Raw genomic sequence first — 18458 nt, forward strand, 5'->3', positions numbered from 1 at the left:
GGCATCGTGCGCGCCGGGGCCAGGGACGGGAACGGCGGGAACACCGTCTCCGCGCTCTTCTCGCAGGACGCCGACCTCGACACCCTGATCACGACCTGGGCCGCCAGGGGGAGGTACGAGAAGCTGCTCGAACTGTGGGTCAACGATGTCCCCGTCGACTGGCGCCTCCTCCACCCCGGCGGTACGACACCCCAGCGCGTCGCCCTTCCCACCTACCCGTTCGGCCGGGAGCGCTACTTCCCGTTCGACGACCACCGGGCCGTGGACACCCGAGGGCCGCGCCTGCTGCACCCGCTCGTCCACGAGAACACCTCGGACCTGACGGAGCAGCGGTTCACCTCGGTGTTCACCGGAGACGAGCCGTTCCTGCGCGACCATGTCGTCGACGGTGTCAGCCTCCTGCCGGGCGCGGCCCTGCTGGAGATGGCCATCGCCGCCACCTGCGTCACCTGCCGGACCCAGGCCGAGCCCACGGCGCCGGTGGCGCTCAAGAACATCGTCCTGGCACAGCCCCTGCGGATGACCGGCGAACCGCGCGAGGTGCACACCGGCCTGTATCCGCAGGCCGACGGCGACATCGGGTTCCGGGTCTACAGCACCACCGACGAGGCGGAACCCGTCGTCCACGGCGAAGGCGCCGTCTACCTGGCGGAGGGAGCCGATCAGCCGGTGCTCGACCTCCCGGGCCTGCGCGCGGCCTGCGACCGGGCGGAACTCACCGCCGAGCAGTGCTACGCGGCGTACGAGGCCGCGGGCATCACCTACGGCCCCACCCACCGGGGCGTCCGGCACATCTGGATCGGCCGGGACCAGGCCCTGGCCCGGCTCCAACTGCCCGCGGCGGCCCGGGGCACCGAGGGCGACCACACGGTGCACCCGAGCCTCCTCGACGCGGCGCTCCAGGCGTCCGTGGGCGTGGCCGGCAGCCTGGGCGCGCGGCGCGAGGGCGCCGTGCTCGTGCCCTTCGCCATCGACGACATGCTTGTCCTCGACCGTGCCGACACCCCCCTGTGGGCGCTGGTCCGCCCCAGTGCGGAGCAGCCGGGCGACACCGCCCTCCCCAAGGTCGATGTGTGCCTCGCCGATGACGAGGGCCGGGTGCGCGTCCGGATCGGCGGTCTGTCCTTCCGGGCCCTCGACGGGCGGACGGACGGCCGGGAGCGGGAGACGGCCGGGGCGAGGGCGCTGCTGCACCCCCAGTGGCGGGCGCGGCCCGTGACGAACACCCCGCCGGAGGACGGCGGCGGGCGGCGTACCGTACTGCTCGTCGAGATGCCGGAGGTGGCGGCGCTGCTGCCGCCGGACGACAACGCCGTCGTCCTGACCTCCGGTGACAAGGAACTGGACCGGCAGTACACCGCGTACGGGCTCCAGGCGCTCGCGCATGTCCGTTCCGTGCTGCGCGTCGCGTCCGCGGGCCGGGCCGTTGTCCAGCTGGTCATCGGCCAGGGCCCCGCCGCCGCCCCGCTGGCCGGGCTCGCCGGGCTGCTGCGCACGGCCATGCTGGAGAACCCCCGGGTCTCGGCGCAGGTCATCCTGCTGGAAGAGACGGACACCCCGGAGACAGCGGCCGAGCGGGTGCTGGAGAACCGCGCGCACCCCGAGGACACGCTCGTCCGGTACGCCGGTGGGCGGCGCGAGGTGTCCGTCTGGACCGAGGTCGGCGACGGCACCGCCGCCGTCCCCCCGGTTCCCTGGCGGGAGAGCGGGGTCTATCTGCTGACCGGCGGGGCGGGAGCGCTGGGCCTGGTCTTCGCACGGGAGATCGCGACCCGTACGCAGAGCGCCACCCTGGTGCTGACCGGGCGTTCCCCGGCCGATGAGCGGATACGGGACGCCTTGCGGGAGCTGCGTTCCCACGGTGCGTCGGCGCGGTACGTCCGGCTGGACGTCGCGGACGCCGCCGCGGTGGAAGCCGTGGTGGACGGCCTGGTGGAGGAGTACGGCCGGATCGACGGCGTGATCCACGCCGCCGGGGTGACCCGGGACGGCTACATCCTGACCAAGCGCGCCCAGGACTTCGTGGAGGTCCTGGCCCCGAAGGTGTCCGGAGCGGTCAATCTGGACCGGGCGACCGCCACCCTGCCGCTGGACTTCTTCGTGACCTTCTCGTCCACGACGGGGGCGTTCGGCAACGCGGGTCAGGCCGACTACGCGGCGGCGAACGCCTTCATGGACGCCTACGCCTGGCACCGCCAGGACCTCGTGGCCCGCGGCGAGCGCTCCGGGCACAGCCTCTCCGTCAACTGGCCGCTGTGGGAGAACGGGGGGATGGATGTGACACCGGAGATCCGGGCGATGCTGCACGCGCGCCACGGTGTCGTCCCCCTCGACACGGCGGCCGGGGTCGAGGCCTTCCTCCAGGTCCTCGCCTCCACCCACCACCAGGTCATGGTCGCTTCCGGACCAGGCCGCGCGGGAGCCGGGGACACCGGCTCGCCCCCTCCGCGACAGAGCTCCCAGCCGAGCTCGTACCAGACCGCCCCCTCCTCCTCTGCCGCCGGGACGCATCAGTGACGCACAACGACACCAGCACCCTCGAAGCCAGAACGACGGCCTTCCTCACGGGCATCCTCGCCGAGGTCATCAAGCTGCCGGCCGAGCGCATCGACGCCCGTGCGGCCTTCGACAGCCTGGGGCTCGACTCGGTGATGATGATGAGGATGACCGATGAACTGGAGGCGGTCCTCGGGTCGCTGCCGAAGACCCTGTTCTTCGAGTTCCGCGATATCCGCGCCCTCACCGGCCACTTCCTCACCACCCACGGACCCCAGCTCGCCCGGCACCTGGGGGAGCCCGCCGGCGGGGGCACGGACGCCTCCGGGGCGCCCGCTCCGGCCGCCGCCCCGGCGCCCGCGCCGCGGGCCGGGGCCGCCGCACCCGGCCGGGCCGCCTTCGCGCGCAAGCCGGTCAGGGCGGGCAAGTGGGCGACGCGGTTCGACGCGACGGGGGCACCTCCGGCCGTCCCCGCGCCCCAGGCTCCGGGGGTCCCCGCGCCGCAGGTACCGGCCGTCCCCGCGCCGCAGGCTCCGGCGACCGGGCTCGACATCGCGATCATCGGCCTGGCCGGGCGCTACCCGAAGGCCCGTACGCTCGAAGAGTTCTGGGCGAACCTGGCCGAGGGACGCGACTGCGTGACCGAGATCCCGGCCGACCGCTGGGACCGGAATGTGTACTACGACGCGGACAAGGCGGCGCTCGGCAAGACGTACAGCAAGTGGGGCGGATTCCTCGACGGCGTCGACGAGTTCGACTCCCTGTTCTTCCGCATCTCGCCGCCCGAGGCGCAGCTGATGGACCCGCAGGAGCGGCTCTTCCTCCAGTGCGCCTATGAGGCCGTCGAGGACGCGGGCTACACCCCCGAGCGGCTGAACACCATGCCCGGCGGCGGGCACGGCGGCGGGGACCGGGCCCGGGTCGGTGTCTATGTCGGCGTGATGTACGAGGAGTACCAGCTGTACGGTGCGCAGGAGCAGGTCCTGGGCAACCCCGTGGCGCTCTCGGGCAATGCGTCCGCCGTCGCCAACCGGGTGTCGTACTTCTTCGACTTCCACGGTCCGAGCATGAGCGTCGACACGATGTGTTCGTCGTCGTTCACCGCCATCCATCTGGCCTGTCAGAGCATCCGGTCCGGCGGGTGCGAGGTGGCCATCGCGGGCGGGGTGAACCTCTCGGTCCACCCCAACAAGTACCTGATGCTCGGGCAGGGCAAGTTCGTGTCCGGCAAGGGCCGGTGCGAGAGCTTCGGCGAGGGCGGCGACGGCTATGTCCCCGGTGAGGGCATCGGCGCCGTCCTGCTCAAGCCGCTGGAGCGGGCCGTACGCGACGGTGACCGCATCCATGGCGTGATCAAGGGGATCGCGGTCAACCACGGCGGCCGGACCAACGGTTACTCCGTGCCCAGTCCGCAGGCGCAGGCCCGGTCCATCTCCGACGCCTGGCGGGAGGCGGGGATCGACCCGCGCGCGCTGAGCTACATCGAGGCGCACGGCACGGGCACCTCGCTCGGCGACCCCGTCGAGATCGCCGGGCTCACCCGGGCGTTCCGGGAACACACCCCGGACGACCGGTTCTGTGCGATCGGTTCGGTGAAGAGCAACATCGGCCACGCGGAGAGCGCCGCCGGTATCTCGGGGCTGACCAAGGTCCTGCTCCAGATGAAGCACGGACAGCTGGCGCCCTCGCTCCACTCGGAGGTGCTGAACCCGCACATCGACTTCGCGAACAGCCCCTTCTCCGTACAGCAGACGCTCAGCGAGTGGAAGCGGCCCGCGCTGGTGGTCGACGGGGCGGAGCGGGAGTTCCCCCGTATCGCGGGGATCTCGTCCTTCGGCGCGGGCGGCTCCAACGCGCACCTGGTCGTCGAGGAGTACCGGGCCGGGCCGCCCGCCGCCCCCGCCCACGAGGGGCCGGTCGCGGTCGTGCTCTCCGCGCGCAGCGCCGAGCGGCTGCGGGTGAAGGCCGCCGAGCTGGCCGACTGGATCGGGACACAGGGACTGTCCGACGCCGATCTGCCCGCACTCGCCCACACCGCGCAGACCGGCCGGGAGGCCATGCGGGAGCGGCTCGGCATCGTCACGGACTCGATGTCCGGACTGCTCGCCCGGCTCCGGGACGCCGCCGCGGGACGGGAGGACGGCATCGCGCGCGGCCGGGCGCCCCAGGGCGCCGAGGACGATCGCCCCACCGGGGTCACCGGCGGCCCCGCCGAACTGGTGGACCGGTGGGTGCGGGGCGGTGCCGTCGACTGGTCCGCCCTGTACACCGGCGGGACGCCGCCGCGGATCGCCCTGCCGTTCTACCCGTTCGCCAGGGAGCGCCACTGGATCGACACCTCCGCCACCGCTCGCGCCCTGCGGCGGGACGAGGACCCCGGGGCCCATGTGTTCGAGGAGTACTGGGAGCCCGTGTCCGCCCCGGAACCGGTCCGGCGGGAGGCGGGAGCGCGCACCCTGGTCTGTCTGTGCTCCGACCCCGCCAACCAGGCGGAGCTGGAGCGGGCCGCCGCTGCGGCGGCCCCCGGGACGACGCTCGTCTTCGTCGCGCGGACCCCGGCGGCCGGCGATGGGGCGCGGCACCGCTGGGCGGTGGACGCGGCGGAGCGGGCCGACTGGATCCGCGTCTTCACGGAGATCCGCGAACGGTTCGGCGCCGTGGCCGGTGTGCTGAATCTGTGGCCGGTGGAGGAGGGGGTGGGGCCGCACTCCGCCACCGACACCGTCCAGCTGCTCCAGACCGTCGCGGCGGCGGCACCGGACGTCCGGCAGGTGCTCCAGGCGGGCGCTTTCCGCGACGGTACGGAGCGTGCCCACGCCGAGTCGTGGATGGGCTTCGAACGCTCCCTCGGCCAGGTCCTGCCCGGTGTGCGGTTCGCCGCGGTCCTGGAGGACGCCCGGGGTACGAGCGCCCCTACGCCCATGGCCACCTGGTTCGCCCGCCTGAGCGCCGGACCGGCCGTGCCGGTGAGCACCCTGTACCGGGACGGGACACGCCATGTGAGCCGGATCCGCCCGGTCACCACGGGCGCCGGGACCGGCCCGCTGAAGGAGACCGGTTCGCTGAAGGAGCGCGGCACCTATCTGATCACCGGAGGGCTGGGAGCGCTCGGTCTGCTGTTCGCCGAGCATCTCGCCCGTACCCGGTCGGCCCGGCTGGTGGTGACCGGCCGCTCGCCCCGCGACGAGGACCGGGACCGGCGGATCGCCCGGATCGAGGCGCTGGGCGGCGAGGTCCACTATGTACGGGCCGACGTCGCCGACCGGCGGGCCATGCGGGAGGTCGTCCGCTCGGCGCGCGAGCGCTTCGGCGGGATCGACGGCGTGATCCACGCCGCGGGCGTCCCCGGCACGGGGAGTGTGCTCGACGGGGCGGCGGGCGCCTTCCCGGGTCTGCTGGCCGCCAAGGTGGACGGCACGATCGTGCTCGACGAGGTCCTCGCGGACGAACCGCTCGACTTCGTCTGCTACTTCTCGTCCTCCTCCGCGCAACTCGGTGACTTCGGCGGCTGCGACTACGCCGTCGGCAACCGGTTCCAGACGCTCTACGCCCACCACCGCGACGAGCTGGTCCGCCAGGGCACGCGCTCGGGTGCGACCGTCGCCGTCAACTGGCCGCTGTGGCGCGACGGCGAGATGGGCTTCGAGGACGCGCGGGCCACGGAGCTGTACCTCTCCTCCAGCGGCCAGCGGCTGCTGGAGAACGCCGACGGCATCCGGCTCTTCGAGCGGCTCATCGGTGAGGGCGGGCCCCAGCGGCTCGTCCTGGTGGGCGAGGCGCGGAGGCTGTCCCGTCTGCTGGAGACGGCCGAGGAGTCCACCGTGGACACCGCCGTGCCTGCCGTGCCTGCCGTGACCGCGGTGACCGGCGTGCCCGCCGTCGCGGTGGAGCCCGGGCTGCCCGGCACGCCGGCCGCGGCACCGGATCGCGAACAGCTCGCCGCCCGTGTCCTGGCCGACCTGGAGACGGTGATCGCCGAGACCGTCCGGGTGCCGCGCGAACAGATCCACGCCGATGAGAACCTCGCCGAGCTGGGGTTCGACTCGATCACCCTGGTCCGGCTCGCGAGCGCGATGACCACGTGCTTCGGCGTCGAGGTCGTCCCCTCGGTGTTCTTCTCCCACCCCACCCCGGAGGCGCTGGTGGCGCATCTGGTGTCCGAACACGGGGACCGACTCGACCGGCTCCACCCGGTGGAGCTCGCCGGGAACCCGCCCGGGGCCCCGGTGACGGTCCCCGCGCCGGCCACGGTCACGGCCGCCCCGCGCCCGGAGCCGGGCCCGGGGTCCGGACCGGAGCCCATCGCCGTCATCGCCATGACCGGCCGCTTCCCGGCCGCCCGTACCGTGGACGAGTTCTGGCGGATCCTCACGGACGGGCGGGACGTCCTGTCGGCCGTCCCCGACGACCGGCGTGCCGACTGGAGCGACCCGGGGGCCCCGGACCCCGCGACGGCCCGGGTCGGCTTCGTCCCCGGGATCGGCGAGTTCGACCCGGCCTTCTTCGAGATCTCGCCGCGCGAGGCGCGCACCATGGACCCGCGGCAGCGGCTGCTGCTCCAGGAGGCATGGCATGTCCTGGAAGCCGCGGGCTACGGTGAGCGGAAGCTGCGCGACGAGCGCATCGGGATGTTCGTCGGCGCGGAGCAGGGCGACTATCTCCACCTGGGCGGTGGCGAAGGCAGCCTGACGGGACACCACGAGGCGATCCTCGCCTCCCGGCTGGGCTATCTGCTCGACTTCACGGGACCCGTGCTCGCCGTCAACACCGCCTGCTCCTCGGGTCTGGTCGCGGCCCACCAGGCATGGGCCAGCCTGCGCGACGGCGAGTGCGACGCGGCCATCGTCGCCGGGGTCAATCTGGCGGCGTCCTCCCGGGTGTTCGCCGAGACGAGCAGGGCGGGCATGCTCTCCCCGAGCGGCGCCTGCCACGCGTTCGACCGGCGCGCCGACGGCATGGTGCTGGGTGAGGCCATCGCCGTGGTGATGTTCAAGCGACTCTCGCAGGCGGAGGCCGACGGGGACGACGTCCTCGCCGTGATCCGCGGCAGCGGCATCAACTACGACGGCCGTACCAATGGCATCACCGCCCCGAACGGCGCGGCACAGGCCCGTCTCTACCGCTCCGTCTACGAGCGGTACGGCATCGACCCCGGACGCATCGGGCATGTCGTCGCGCATGGCACCGGCACCCGGCTGGGCGACCCCGTCGAGGTCAACGCCTTGAACGAGGTGTTCTCCGAGCACACCGACAGGACCGGGTTCTGCGCGCTCACCTCGGTCAAGCCCAACGTCGGGCATACGCTGGCCGCCTCGGGCATCGTCAGCCTGATCGCGCTGGTGCAGTCGGTGCGCCACGGCGTCATCCCGCCGAGCGTCCACTGCGAGCAGGACAGCGACTACATCGCCTGGCAGCGGAGCCCCTTCTACGTCAGCAAGTCCTCGACGGCCTGGCCGGAGAGCCCGGCCGGGACGCGGCTCGGTGCCGTGAGCGCGTTCGGGATGAGCGGCACCAACGTCCATATGGTCGTGGAGAGCCACCGGGCCCGTACCGCCCCGGCGCGGCCCGCCGAGGCCCCCGCCCGACTGCTGGTCCTGTCCGCGAAGACCGCGGGGGCGCTGCACGACCGCATCCGCGACCTGGGCGCGGCGCTGGGGAACGCGGACCGTGACACCGTCTCCCTCACCGATGTGAGCCATACGCTGCTGGAGCGCAGGCAGCACTTCGAACACCGCTGTGCGATCGTCGCGCGCGACCTCGGCGAGGCCGTCTCCCTGCTGGGCGCCGCCGAGCGCGGCGAGCGGCACCAGGGGGTCCGCTTCGGCCAGGTGCCGGGCGACCGCGCGGACCGGCCGAGGGAGGCCGAGGTCGAGGCGGTGCTCGCACGGCTCGCCGCCGAGGGGGCCGCCGGGCCGGGCGAGGTGCTGCCGGAGCTGGCGGAGCTGTACTGCCGGGGCGCATCGCCCGACGGGCGGGCGCTGTTCGCCGGTGCCGCACCGCGGCTGGTGGACCTGCCCGGCTATCCCTTCTCACGCAAGGTCTACTGGGTGAACCGGGAGAACCCCGTAGTGACACGACCGTTGTCCGGCACGGCTGTCGAGGCCGTCCCGTCCGCTGCCGCGCCGTCCCCTGCCGTCCGGTCCGCTGTCGCGCCGTCCGGAGCCACGGCGGCGCGACCGGCGGACGGGGCGCCTTCGGGTCCCGTCGCCGCAGGCCGCCGGGTCACCCTGCGCGACCCGGCCGAGGTGCCCGCCGGGGCGCTGCCGACCGCCGCCAAGCCGAGGAATGTCCGGCTGGCCGATCTGGGGGGACGGTCCGCCGCTCCGGTGGCCCCGGTCCCGGCCCCGGTCCCGTCGCCGCCCGCCGCCCCGGTGGCGGCGCCGGTGCCCGCCCCCGTACCGGCGGACGCGGCCCCGGTGAAGGCCGTGGGCGAGCTGCGGCGGGAGCTGCGGGCCGGCCTCGCCGATGTCCTTCAGATCCCGGAGGAGGACATCGACCCCGGCCGTAACTTCATGGACCTGGGCCTGGACTCCATCCTCGGAGTGGAGTGGGTCAAGGTCATCAACAAGCAGTACGGGACCGGTATCGCCGCCACGAACCTCTACGACCATCCGTCGGTGCGCCTGCTCGCGGACTTCGTCCGGGACCAGCAGGCCGCGTCGGCACCCGTGCGGGCCGTGCCCGTGCCACAGGAACCCGTGGCGGCGGTGCCCGTACCGCAGGAATCCGTACCGCAGGAATCCGTACCGCAGGAATCCGTGGCGGCGGTCCCCGCGCCGGTCGTCGAGCCGGTCCCGGCCCCGGCGCCCGCCCGTCCCGGGGTCTCCCGGGCCGCGCTGCTGGAAGGGGTCCGCGACAGCCTCTCCGACGTGCTGTTCCTCGCCCCCGAGGACATCGCGGCCGACCGCAACTTCGTCGAACTCGGCATGGACTCCATCGTCGGCGTGGAGTGGGTGAAGGTCCTCAACAAGAACTACGGGACCTCGCTCGCGGCCACCCAGCTGTACGACCACCCCACGGTGCGCCGGCTCACCGAGTTCCTGCTGACGCTGGTGGAGTCGGCCCCCGCCCCGGCGCCTGCCCCTGCCCCGGTGCCTGTCCCCGCCCCTGCCCCTGCCGCTGTCCCCGCCCCTGCCGCTGTCCCCGCGCCCGTCGCAGCGCCCGTCGCTCCTGTCACGCCCGTCGCGCCCGTCGCGCCGGTGGCGGGCGGAACCGCCGATGTCCCGGTGGCGGGTGAACCCGTACCCCCCGCCCGGGCCGCGGACCGGGTGGCCGTCATCGGGATGTCCGGGCGCTACCCCCAGGCGCCGGACCTCGATGCCTACTGGGAGAACCTCCGCGCGGGCCGCGACTGCGTGACCGAGGTCCCGCCGTCGCGCTGGGACGTCGCGCGGTACTACGACCCCCGGCCCGGCCAGGAGGGCAAGACGTACTCCAAGTGGCTCGGGTACCTGGCGGACGCCGACCACTTCGACCCGCTGTTCTTCAACATCTCCCCGCTGGAGGCGGAGGGGATCGACCCGCAGCACCGGCTGTTCCTCCAGGAGGCGTACCGCGCGTTCGAGGACGCCGGGTACGACCCGCAGTCCCTCGGCTCCCAGAAGTGCGGCGTCTACCTGGGCATCAGCGGCAGCGAGTACAGCTTCCTGGTCTTCGGCGGCGACGGTGTGTCCGCGTCCGCGACGAGCAGCAGCAACGCCATCGCCGCCTCGCGCATCGCCTACTACCTCAACCTCAAGGGCCCGGCCGTCGCGGTCGACACGGCGTGTTCCTCCTCGCTGGTCGCGCTGCACCTCGCCCGGCAGGCGCTGCTGAGCGGCGAGATCGACATGGCGCTCGTCGGCGGTGTCTCGCTCTACCTGCTCCCCGATACCTATGTCGGCATGTGCCAGGCCGGAATGCTCTCCCCGGAGGGCCGGTGCAAGACGTTCGACAACAGCGCCGACGGGTTCGTGCCGGGCGAGGGCGTCGGCGCCCTGGTGCTCAAGCGCCTCGGCGACGCCGAGGCGGACCGCGACCACATCCACGGTGTCGTCGCCGCGTCCGGCATCAACCAGGACGGCCGGACGAACGGGATCACCGCACCCAGCGCCACCAGCCAGATGGAACTCGTCCGCACGGTCTACGACCGCCACGGCATCGAGCCGGCGACCATCGGCTATGTCGAGATGCACGGCACGGGTACCAAGCTGGGCGACCCGATCGAACTCCGGGCGCTGGGCACCGTCTACGGAGAGGCGGGAGTCCCCGCGCGGTCCTGCGCCATCGGAGCGGTGAAGGCCAGTATCGGGCACACCTCCGAGGCCGCCGGGGTCGCGGGCGTGCACAAGGTACTGCTGAGCATGCGCCATGGCACGCTGGCGCCCTCGCTCAACTTCACCACCCCCAATGAGCACTTCGGCTTCGAGGACTCGCCCTTCCGCGTCGTCACGGACCCCGAGCCGTGGCAGGCGCCGCCCGGAGACCTGCCGCGCCGCGCCGCCGTCAGCTCGTTCGGGTTCAGCGGGACCAATGCGCATGTCGTGCTGGAGGAGTACCGCGCCACCCCGGGCGGCACCCCGGCCGGGTCCGGGTCCGTCGTCATCGCCCTGTCCGCGAGGACCGGGGAGCAGCTGGACGAACTGGCCGGGAACCTGCTCGCCTTCGTCGACGACAAGCCCTGGCCCGGCCTGGCGCGTCTGGCGTACACGCTCCAGGTGGGCCGGGAGGCGATGGAGGAGCGGCTGGCGTTCGTGGCGGGCTCCCGCGCGGAGCTGGCCCGGGGACTCAGGGCGCACCTGGACCGGGCGGCGGAGGGCGCGCCCGTGCGCGGTCGGGTGACACCGGACCAGCTGGCCCGCCAGGAGGACGACGAACGGCAGCGGGAACGTGTGCGGGCCTGGACCGAGGCCAAGGAGCTGCGGCGGCTCGCGGAGGCATGGACCGAGGGGTGCGCCGTCGACTGGCGCGCGCTCCACACCGGTCCCGCCCCGCTGCGCCTGCCCCTGCCGGCGTACCCCTTCGCCCGGGAGCGGTACTGGGTCGAGCCCGTGCCGCGGGTGGCGGGCGCCCCGACGGCGGTGCTGCATCCGCTGCTGCACCGCAACACCTCCGGGTTCGCCGCCCAGCGCTACACCTCGACGTTCACCGGTGACGAGGAGTTCCTCACCGGCCACCGGGTGCGGGGCCGGAAGGTCCTGCCGGGCGCGGCCTACCTGGAACTGGCGCTGGCCGCCGTGGCCGACGCGTCGGGAACGAAGCCGCCCACCGGCCTGGCGCTGACCGGCGTGGTGTGGTCCCGGCCCTTCGAGCTGCCGGACGGCCACCGGCGCGATCTGCACATCACCCTGCGCCGGGACTCCGCGCTGACCACGCACTTCGAAGTGCTGGCGACGGCGACGGACACGGACACCGACGGCGACCCGGTGGTGCCGGTGGTGCACAGCGAGGGCTCGGTCGTCCCGCTCCCCGCCGACGCCGCCGGGCCTGCGGACCACCTCGACATCGCCCGGCTCCGCGCCGCCTGCGGCACCCGCGAGCTGGACGCCGCGCAGGTCTATGCCGCGTTCGGGACCGCGGGCATCGAGTACGGCGACACGTTCCGCTGCATCGAGCGGATCCTCATCGGCGAGGGCCAGGCCCTGGCCCGTCTCACGCTGCCCGCCGCCGCGCGGCCGGCGCGGGACGGCTATCTGCTGCACCCCGGACTCCTGGACGCGGCCCTGCAAGCCGCGCTGGGAGTGCTGGTGAACGGCGCCGACACCTCGCGTCCCCTGCTGCCGTTCGCGGTGGAGCGCGTCGAGGTGCTCGGTGCCCTGGAGGACAGCCTGTGGGTCTGGGTCCGCGAGGCGGCGGACGGACCGTCCGGCGGTTCCGTCCGCCGCCTGGACCTCGACCTCTGCGATGACACCGGCCGCGTCCGCGTCCGCGTGCGGGGCTTCTCCGTACGGGCCGCCGCAGCCGGTGTCGCCGCCGATGTCACCGCCGATGGCGTGGCCCGGGCCGACACGGGCGCCGACACCGCCGCCGCTGCCGCCGGCACCGCCCCCGGCGCGCCGGAGGACGCGGGCATCCTCCTGGTCCCGCGCTGGCAGCGGCACGAGCTGCCGAAGCCCGCACAGAGCAGGAGCGGCCCCCGGTACGCGGTGGTCTGCGCGGAGGAAGGGGCCGTCGCGGACGCGCTGGCCTCGGACCCGACCTGCGAGGTACTGGCCCTCACCTCACGGGCGACCACGGCCGACGGCCGCTACGCCGACTACGCGCTCCAGGTCTTCGAGAGGACGAAGGCGATCCTGCGCGACCGCCCCCGGGCCGAGACGCTCGTCCAGGTCGTGGTGCGGGACAGGCCGGAGACCGCCGCCCTGGCCGGCGTCGGCGCGCTGGTGTGGAGCGCCCGCCAGGAGAACCCGGGAGTCCTCGGCCAGGTCGTCGTCGTGGACGACTACGCCGATGCGTCCGCCCTGCGCGCCCGCCTCGCGGCCGAGCGGCTGCGTCCCGAGGACGCGACCGTCCGCTACCGGGACGGACGGCGGGAAGTGATCATGTGGGAGGAGGAGCGCCCGACCGACACCCCCCGCGCCCCGTGGCGGACCGGCGGCGTCTATGTGATCACCGGCGGCCTCGGCGGCCTCGGACGGATCTTCGCCGAGGAGATCGCCGGCCAGGCCGACGATGTGACCCTGGTCCTCACCGGCCGCTCCCCCGAGACCGAGCGCTCGCGCCGGTTCCTCGCGGAGCTGCGGGCGGCGGGTGCCCGGGTCTCGTACACCAGGCTGGACGTGGCCGACCGGGCCGGTGTCGACGCCCTGGTCGCCGACACCCTGCGGGACGCGGGCCGCATCGACGGCGTCATCCACAGCGCCGGAGTGCGCGAGGACAACTTCATCCTCAAGAAGTCCGGCGAGGAGTTCGCCCGCGTCCTGCCGCCCAAGGTGAACGGCACGGTCAACCTCGACGAGGCGACCCGGGACGTGGACCTCGACTTCTTCGTGATGTTCTCCTCCGGCGCCGCCGTCACCGGCAACATGGGCCAGGCCGACTATGCGACGGCCAACGCCTTCATGGACACCTATGCCGAGTACCGGCAGCATCTGGTGGCCCGCGGCGAGCGCCGAGGCCGCACCCTTTCCATCAACTGGTCGCTGTGGGCCGAGGGCGGCATGCGCCCCGACGCCGTCAGCGAGGAGATCCTGCGCGAGCGCTTCGGCATCACCCCGCTGCGCCGCGGGGCGGGGCTCGAAGCCTTCGCGCGATGCCTGCGGACGAGCCACCCCCAGGTGCTCGTCGTCGCGGGGAACGTCACGGCCTTCCGAGGCGCCCTCAAGGCCCAGTACCCGAGCGAGGACACAAGACCCATGAGCGCCGAGAACAGGACGGCCATGCCGACGCCGCAGGAGAACGATCTGGAGCCGGCGGCGGTCGGTTACATCACCTCGCTGCTCGCGACGGCCCTGAAGGTGCCGTCGCAGCGCATCGAGGCCGACCTCCCGATGGAGCGCTACGGCATCGACTCGGTGATGGCACTGACCATGACCAACCGGCTGGAGGAGGTCTTCGGACGGCTGCCGAAGACGCTCTTCTTTGAATACCAGAACATCAGGGCCCTGGCCGGGTACTTCCTCGCCGTGCACGAGGCCCGCCTGCGGGAGCTGCTGGGGACCGGGGCCGCCACGGCCGGGGCCGGGACGCCGGTGGTGTCCGGGCCCGCGCCGCGCAAGGCTCCCACCACGGCACCCGCGACACCCGCGACACGCGAGCCCGCGGCCCTCACGACCGGGGCCGCTCCGGCGACGGCCGGGCCGTCCACCGCCGACATCGCCATCATCGGCCTCGGCGGGCGCTACCCGCAGGCCCGCACGCTGCGCGAGTTCTGGCGCAATCTGTCCGACGGCAGGGACAGCGTCGTCGAGATCCCCCGCGACCGCTGGGACCACAGCCTCTACCACGACCCGGACGGCTCGCAGCCGGGCAAGACCTACTGCAAGTGGGGCGGGTTCCTCGACGACATCGACCGGTTCGACCCCCAGTTCTTCAATATCTCGCCCCGCGAGGCCGAGGTGGTCGACCCCCAGGAGCGGCTGTTCCTGGAATGCGTCTACGAGACGCTCCAGGACGCCGGGTACACCCGGGAGGCCCTGCGCGAGTACCGCTCGAACGGCGTCGACGGCAACGTCGGCCTGTTCGTGGGCGTGATGTACGACGAGTACCAGCTCTACGGGGTCGGCGGACCGGGGGCCGACAACCCCCAGGTGATCCCGGGCAACTCGGCCTCGATCGCCAACCGCGTCTCCTACTTCTGCGACTGGCACGGGCCGAGCGTCACGGTCAAGACGATGTGCTCGTCCTCGCTGACGGCACTCCACCTGGCCTGCCAGAGCCTGCGGGTCGGCGACTGCGAGGTGGCGGTCGCGGGCGGGGTCAACCTCTCCCTGCACCCCTTCAAGTACCTGCTGCTCGGCCAGACCGGGTTCGCGTCGAGCCGGGGCATGTGCGAGAGCTTCGGCAGCCAGGGCGACGGCTATGTCCCCGGCGAGTGCGTGGGCGCGGTACTGCTCAAGCCGCTCGACCGGGCCATCGCCGACAACGACCGCATCTACGGCGTCATCAAGTCCACCGCCGTCAACCACGGCGGCAAGACCAACGGCTACACGGTCCCCAACCCCAACGCCCAGGCCGCCACCATCGCCTCCGCCCTGGACCGGGCCGGCGTCGACGCCCGTACGGTCAGCTATGTCGAGGCGCACGGCACCGGCACCGAACTCGGGGACCCCATCGAGATCGCGGGTCTGACCAAGGCGTTCTCCCGGCACACCGACGACCGCCAGTTCTGCGCGATCGGCTCGGTGAAGAGCAATATCGGGCACTGCGAGAGCGCGGCGGGCATCTCCGCGCTGACCAAGGTCCTGCTCCAGCTCCAGCACCGCAAGCTGGTGCCCTCGCTCCACGCCGAGGTGCTCAACCCGCACATCGACTTCGCCGAGACACCCTTCCGGGTGCAGCGCGAGGCCGCCGACTGGCACCGGCCGACGATCACCACCGCCGACGGCGAGGAGCGGGAGTACCCGCGCATCGCGGGCATCTCCTCGTTCGGCGCGGGCGGCTCGAACGCCCATGTCATCGTCTCGGAGTACGTCCTGGCCGAGACGGCCGCCGCGGAGCCGGTGGCCGACCCGCTGTCGACCGTCGTGGTCGTGTCCGCGCGAACCGCCGACCAGCTGCGGGAGTCCGCCCAGCGGCTGCTCGACTGGGCGGAGGAGGAGCGGATCACCGACACCGACCTGCCCGACATCGCGTACACGCTCCAGGTGGGGCGTGAGCACATGGACGAGCGGCTGGCGTTCATCGCCGGATCGGTGCCGGAGTTCCTCGCCGGACTCCGCGCCCACCTCGGGAACGACAAGGCCGCCGGGGTGCACCGGGGCAAGGCCCAGCGCTCGACGTCCGCCGTCTCCTCGCTCTTCGACGACGAGGACCTGACCGGTGTCGTCGACGCCTGGCTGCGCAAGCGCAAGCTCGGCAAGCTCCTGGAGCTGTGGGTCAACGGGCTGAACCTCGACTGGCGCGGCTGCTACGCGACCCCGCTGCGCCGCGTCGCGCTGCCGACGTACCCCTTCGCGCGCAAGCGGTCCTGGATTCCGGGAAGCACCCGTCAGGAGAGCGCGGCGGAGCTTCCGCCCCGTGCGGAGACGGCGCCGGCCGCCGCACCGCAGCAGCTCACGGCGGCGGCACCCGTCCCGCTGAAGCCCGTCCCGGTGACGGCACCCGCCCCGGTGGCGGCGGAGGCACCGAAGGCCGGGGCGGCCGGTACCGCCGTGACATCGAAGCCGCGGGGGATCGGCCTCGCGCCCCTCGGCGGCACGGCGCAGGCCCCCGGGCGGCGTCCCGCGCCGTCCGTGACCCTCACCACCACGGAACCGGTCCCCGGGCGGACGCCCGAACGCGCCCCGACCCCGGCCCCGGCCCCGTCCCCGGCCCCACTTCCGGCCCCGGCCCCGCTCCCGGCGGTGGCCCCGGCGGCCCCGGTGACCCCGGTGGCCGGTCCGGACGAGGAGACCCTCGTCGCCGAGCTGACCGCGCTGCTCGCCGAGGCCCTGTATCTGGCCGAGGACGAGATCGACCCGGAGGCGAACTTCACCGACCTCGGCCTGGACTCGATCGTCGGCGTGGAGTGGATCAAGGCGATCAACAAGCGGTACGGGCTGGAGCTGGCGGCCACCAGGCTCTATGACACCCCCACCGTCACCGGACTCACCGCCCATCTGATGCCCCTGCTGCCCACCGCTCAGGAGCGGCCGCAGGCCCAGGCCGCGCCGGCTGCGGTGCCTGCGGTGGTGGTGGACGAGGCCCGTGAGGAGCCGGCCGCGGCGCCCGCCGCAACCGGACCGGCCCTCGACGAGGAGCAGGTACGGGCCGAACTCCTGACCAGCCTCGCCGAGGCCCTGTACCTGACCGAGGACGAGCTGGACCCGGACCGCAACTTCACCGACTTCGGGCTGGACTCGATCGTCGGCGTGGAGTGGGTCAAGGTGATCAACAAGCGGTACGGCATCACCCTCCAGGCCACCCGGCTCTACGACAACCCGTCCGTCCGGGAACTCGCCCTCCGGGTCGTCGAGGAGGTCGCGAGGACGGGCGGAGCCGGACAGCCCCGCGGGCTGACGGCCCCCGCCGCGGTGCCCGCCCAGGCCCCGGCGCCCGCTCCGGCACCTGTTCAGGCCCCGACGCCTGCTCCCGTGCCCGTGCCCGCGCCCGTTCAGGCTCCGGCACCCGCACCCGCACCCGCTCCCGTACCCGTACCCGTTCAGGCTCCGGCGCCGACCCGGTCCGCCGCCCCCGCCGACGCCATCGCGGTCGTCGGCATGGCCGGCAAGTACCCGCTCGCCGACGACCTGGACGAGTACTGGGAGAACCTGGCGAGCGGGCGTGACTGCGTCCGGGAGATCCCGGCGTCCCGGTGGGACGTCGCCCGGTACTACGACCCGCGGCCGAACCAGCCCGGCAAGGTCTACTGCAAGTGGATGGGGCTCCTCGACGACGTCGACGTCTTTGACCCGATGTTCTTCGGCATCCCGCCGGCCGAGGCCGAGGCGATGGACCCGCAGCAGCGGCTCTTCCTCCAGGAGGCCTACCACGCCTTCGAGGACGCGGGCTACGACGTCCAGCGGCTGAGCGGCCAGAAGTGCGGCGTCTACCTGGGCATCATGAGCAACGAGTACAGCGCGCTCCTGCGGGAGCAGGGCGGCGACGCCAGCTCGGCGACCAGCAACAGCAACGCCATCACGGCCGCCCGTATCGCCTACATCCTCAACCTCCGGGGCCCGGCGATAGCCCTCGACACGGCCTGCTCGTCCTCGCTGGTCGGCACCCACCTCGCGACCCAGGCGCTGCGCGGCGGCGAGATCGACATGGCGCTGGTGGGCGGCGTCACCCTCTATCTGACCCCGGAGTCCTACATCAGCATGTGCGGTGCGGGCATGCTGGCGCCGGACGGCAGGTGCAAGACCTTCGACAACGCCGCCGACGGGTTCGTCCCGGGCGAGGGCGTGGGGGCGCTCGTCCTCAAGCGGCTCGCGGACGCCGAGCGTGACGGGGACACCATCCACGGTGTCATCCGCGGCTCCGGCATCAACCAGGACGGGCGGACCAATGGCATCACCGCTCCGAACGCCGCCAGCCAGCGGGAACTCCAGCAGGACGTGTACGAGCGGTACGGCGTGGACCCCGGCTCCATCAGCTACGTCGAGACCCATGGCACGGGCACCAAGCTCGGCGACCCGATCGAACTGGAGGCGCTGGCCGCCGCGTACCGGGAGAAGACCGACAAGGTCGGCTACTGCGCGATCGGTTCGGTCAAGAGCAATGTGGGGCACACCTCGGCCGCCGCGGGCGTGGCCGCCGTCCAGAAGACGCTGCTCTGCATGAAGAACCGGCAGCTGGTGCCGACACTGCACTTCACCACCCCCAATGAGCACTTCGACTTCGAG

General features: G+C 73.2%; 2 protein-coding genes (both only partly in view). Both read left to right on the forward strand.

What is annotated here, in order from left to right; all coding sequences use genetic code 11:
- Window positions 1–2517: the 3' end of an SDR family NAD(P)-dependent oxidoreductase gene (locus ABT354_RS00020; RefSeq protein ID WP_351486673.1), read on the forward strand. Its footprint begins 11406 nt before the window's first position; only the last 2517 of its 13923 coding nucleotides appear in the window; its start codon lies off the left edge, out of view; its stop codon occupies window positions 2515–2517.
- On the forward strand, window positions 2514–18458 hold the 5' portion of the coding sequence (locus ABT354_RS00025) for an SDR family NAD(P)-dependent oxidoreductase (protein ID WP_351486676.1). The gene runs 2136 nt beyond the window's last position; the window shows 15945 of its 18081 coding nt (coding positions 1–15945); its start codon is at window positions 2514–2516; the stop codon falls past the right edge of the window. The genes ABT354_RS00020 and ABT354_RS00025 overlap by 4 nt, the downstream gene beginning before the upstream one ends.

Source organism: Streptomyces sp. NPDC000594 (assembly GCF_040299965.1).
Classification (GTDB): Bacteria; Actinomycetota; Actinomycetes; order Streptomycetales; family Streptomycetaceae; genus Streptomyces.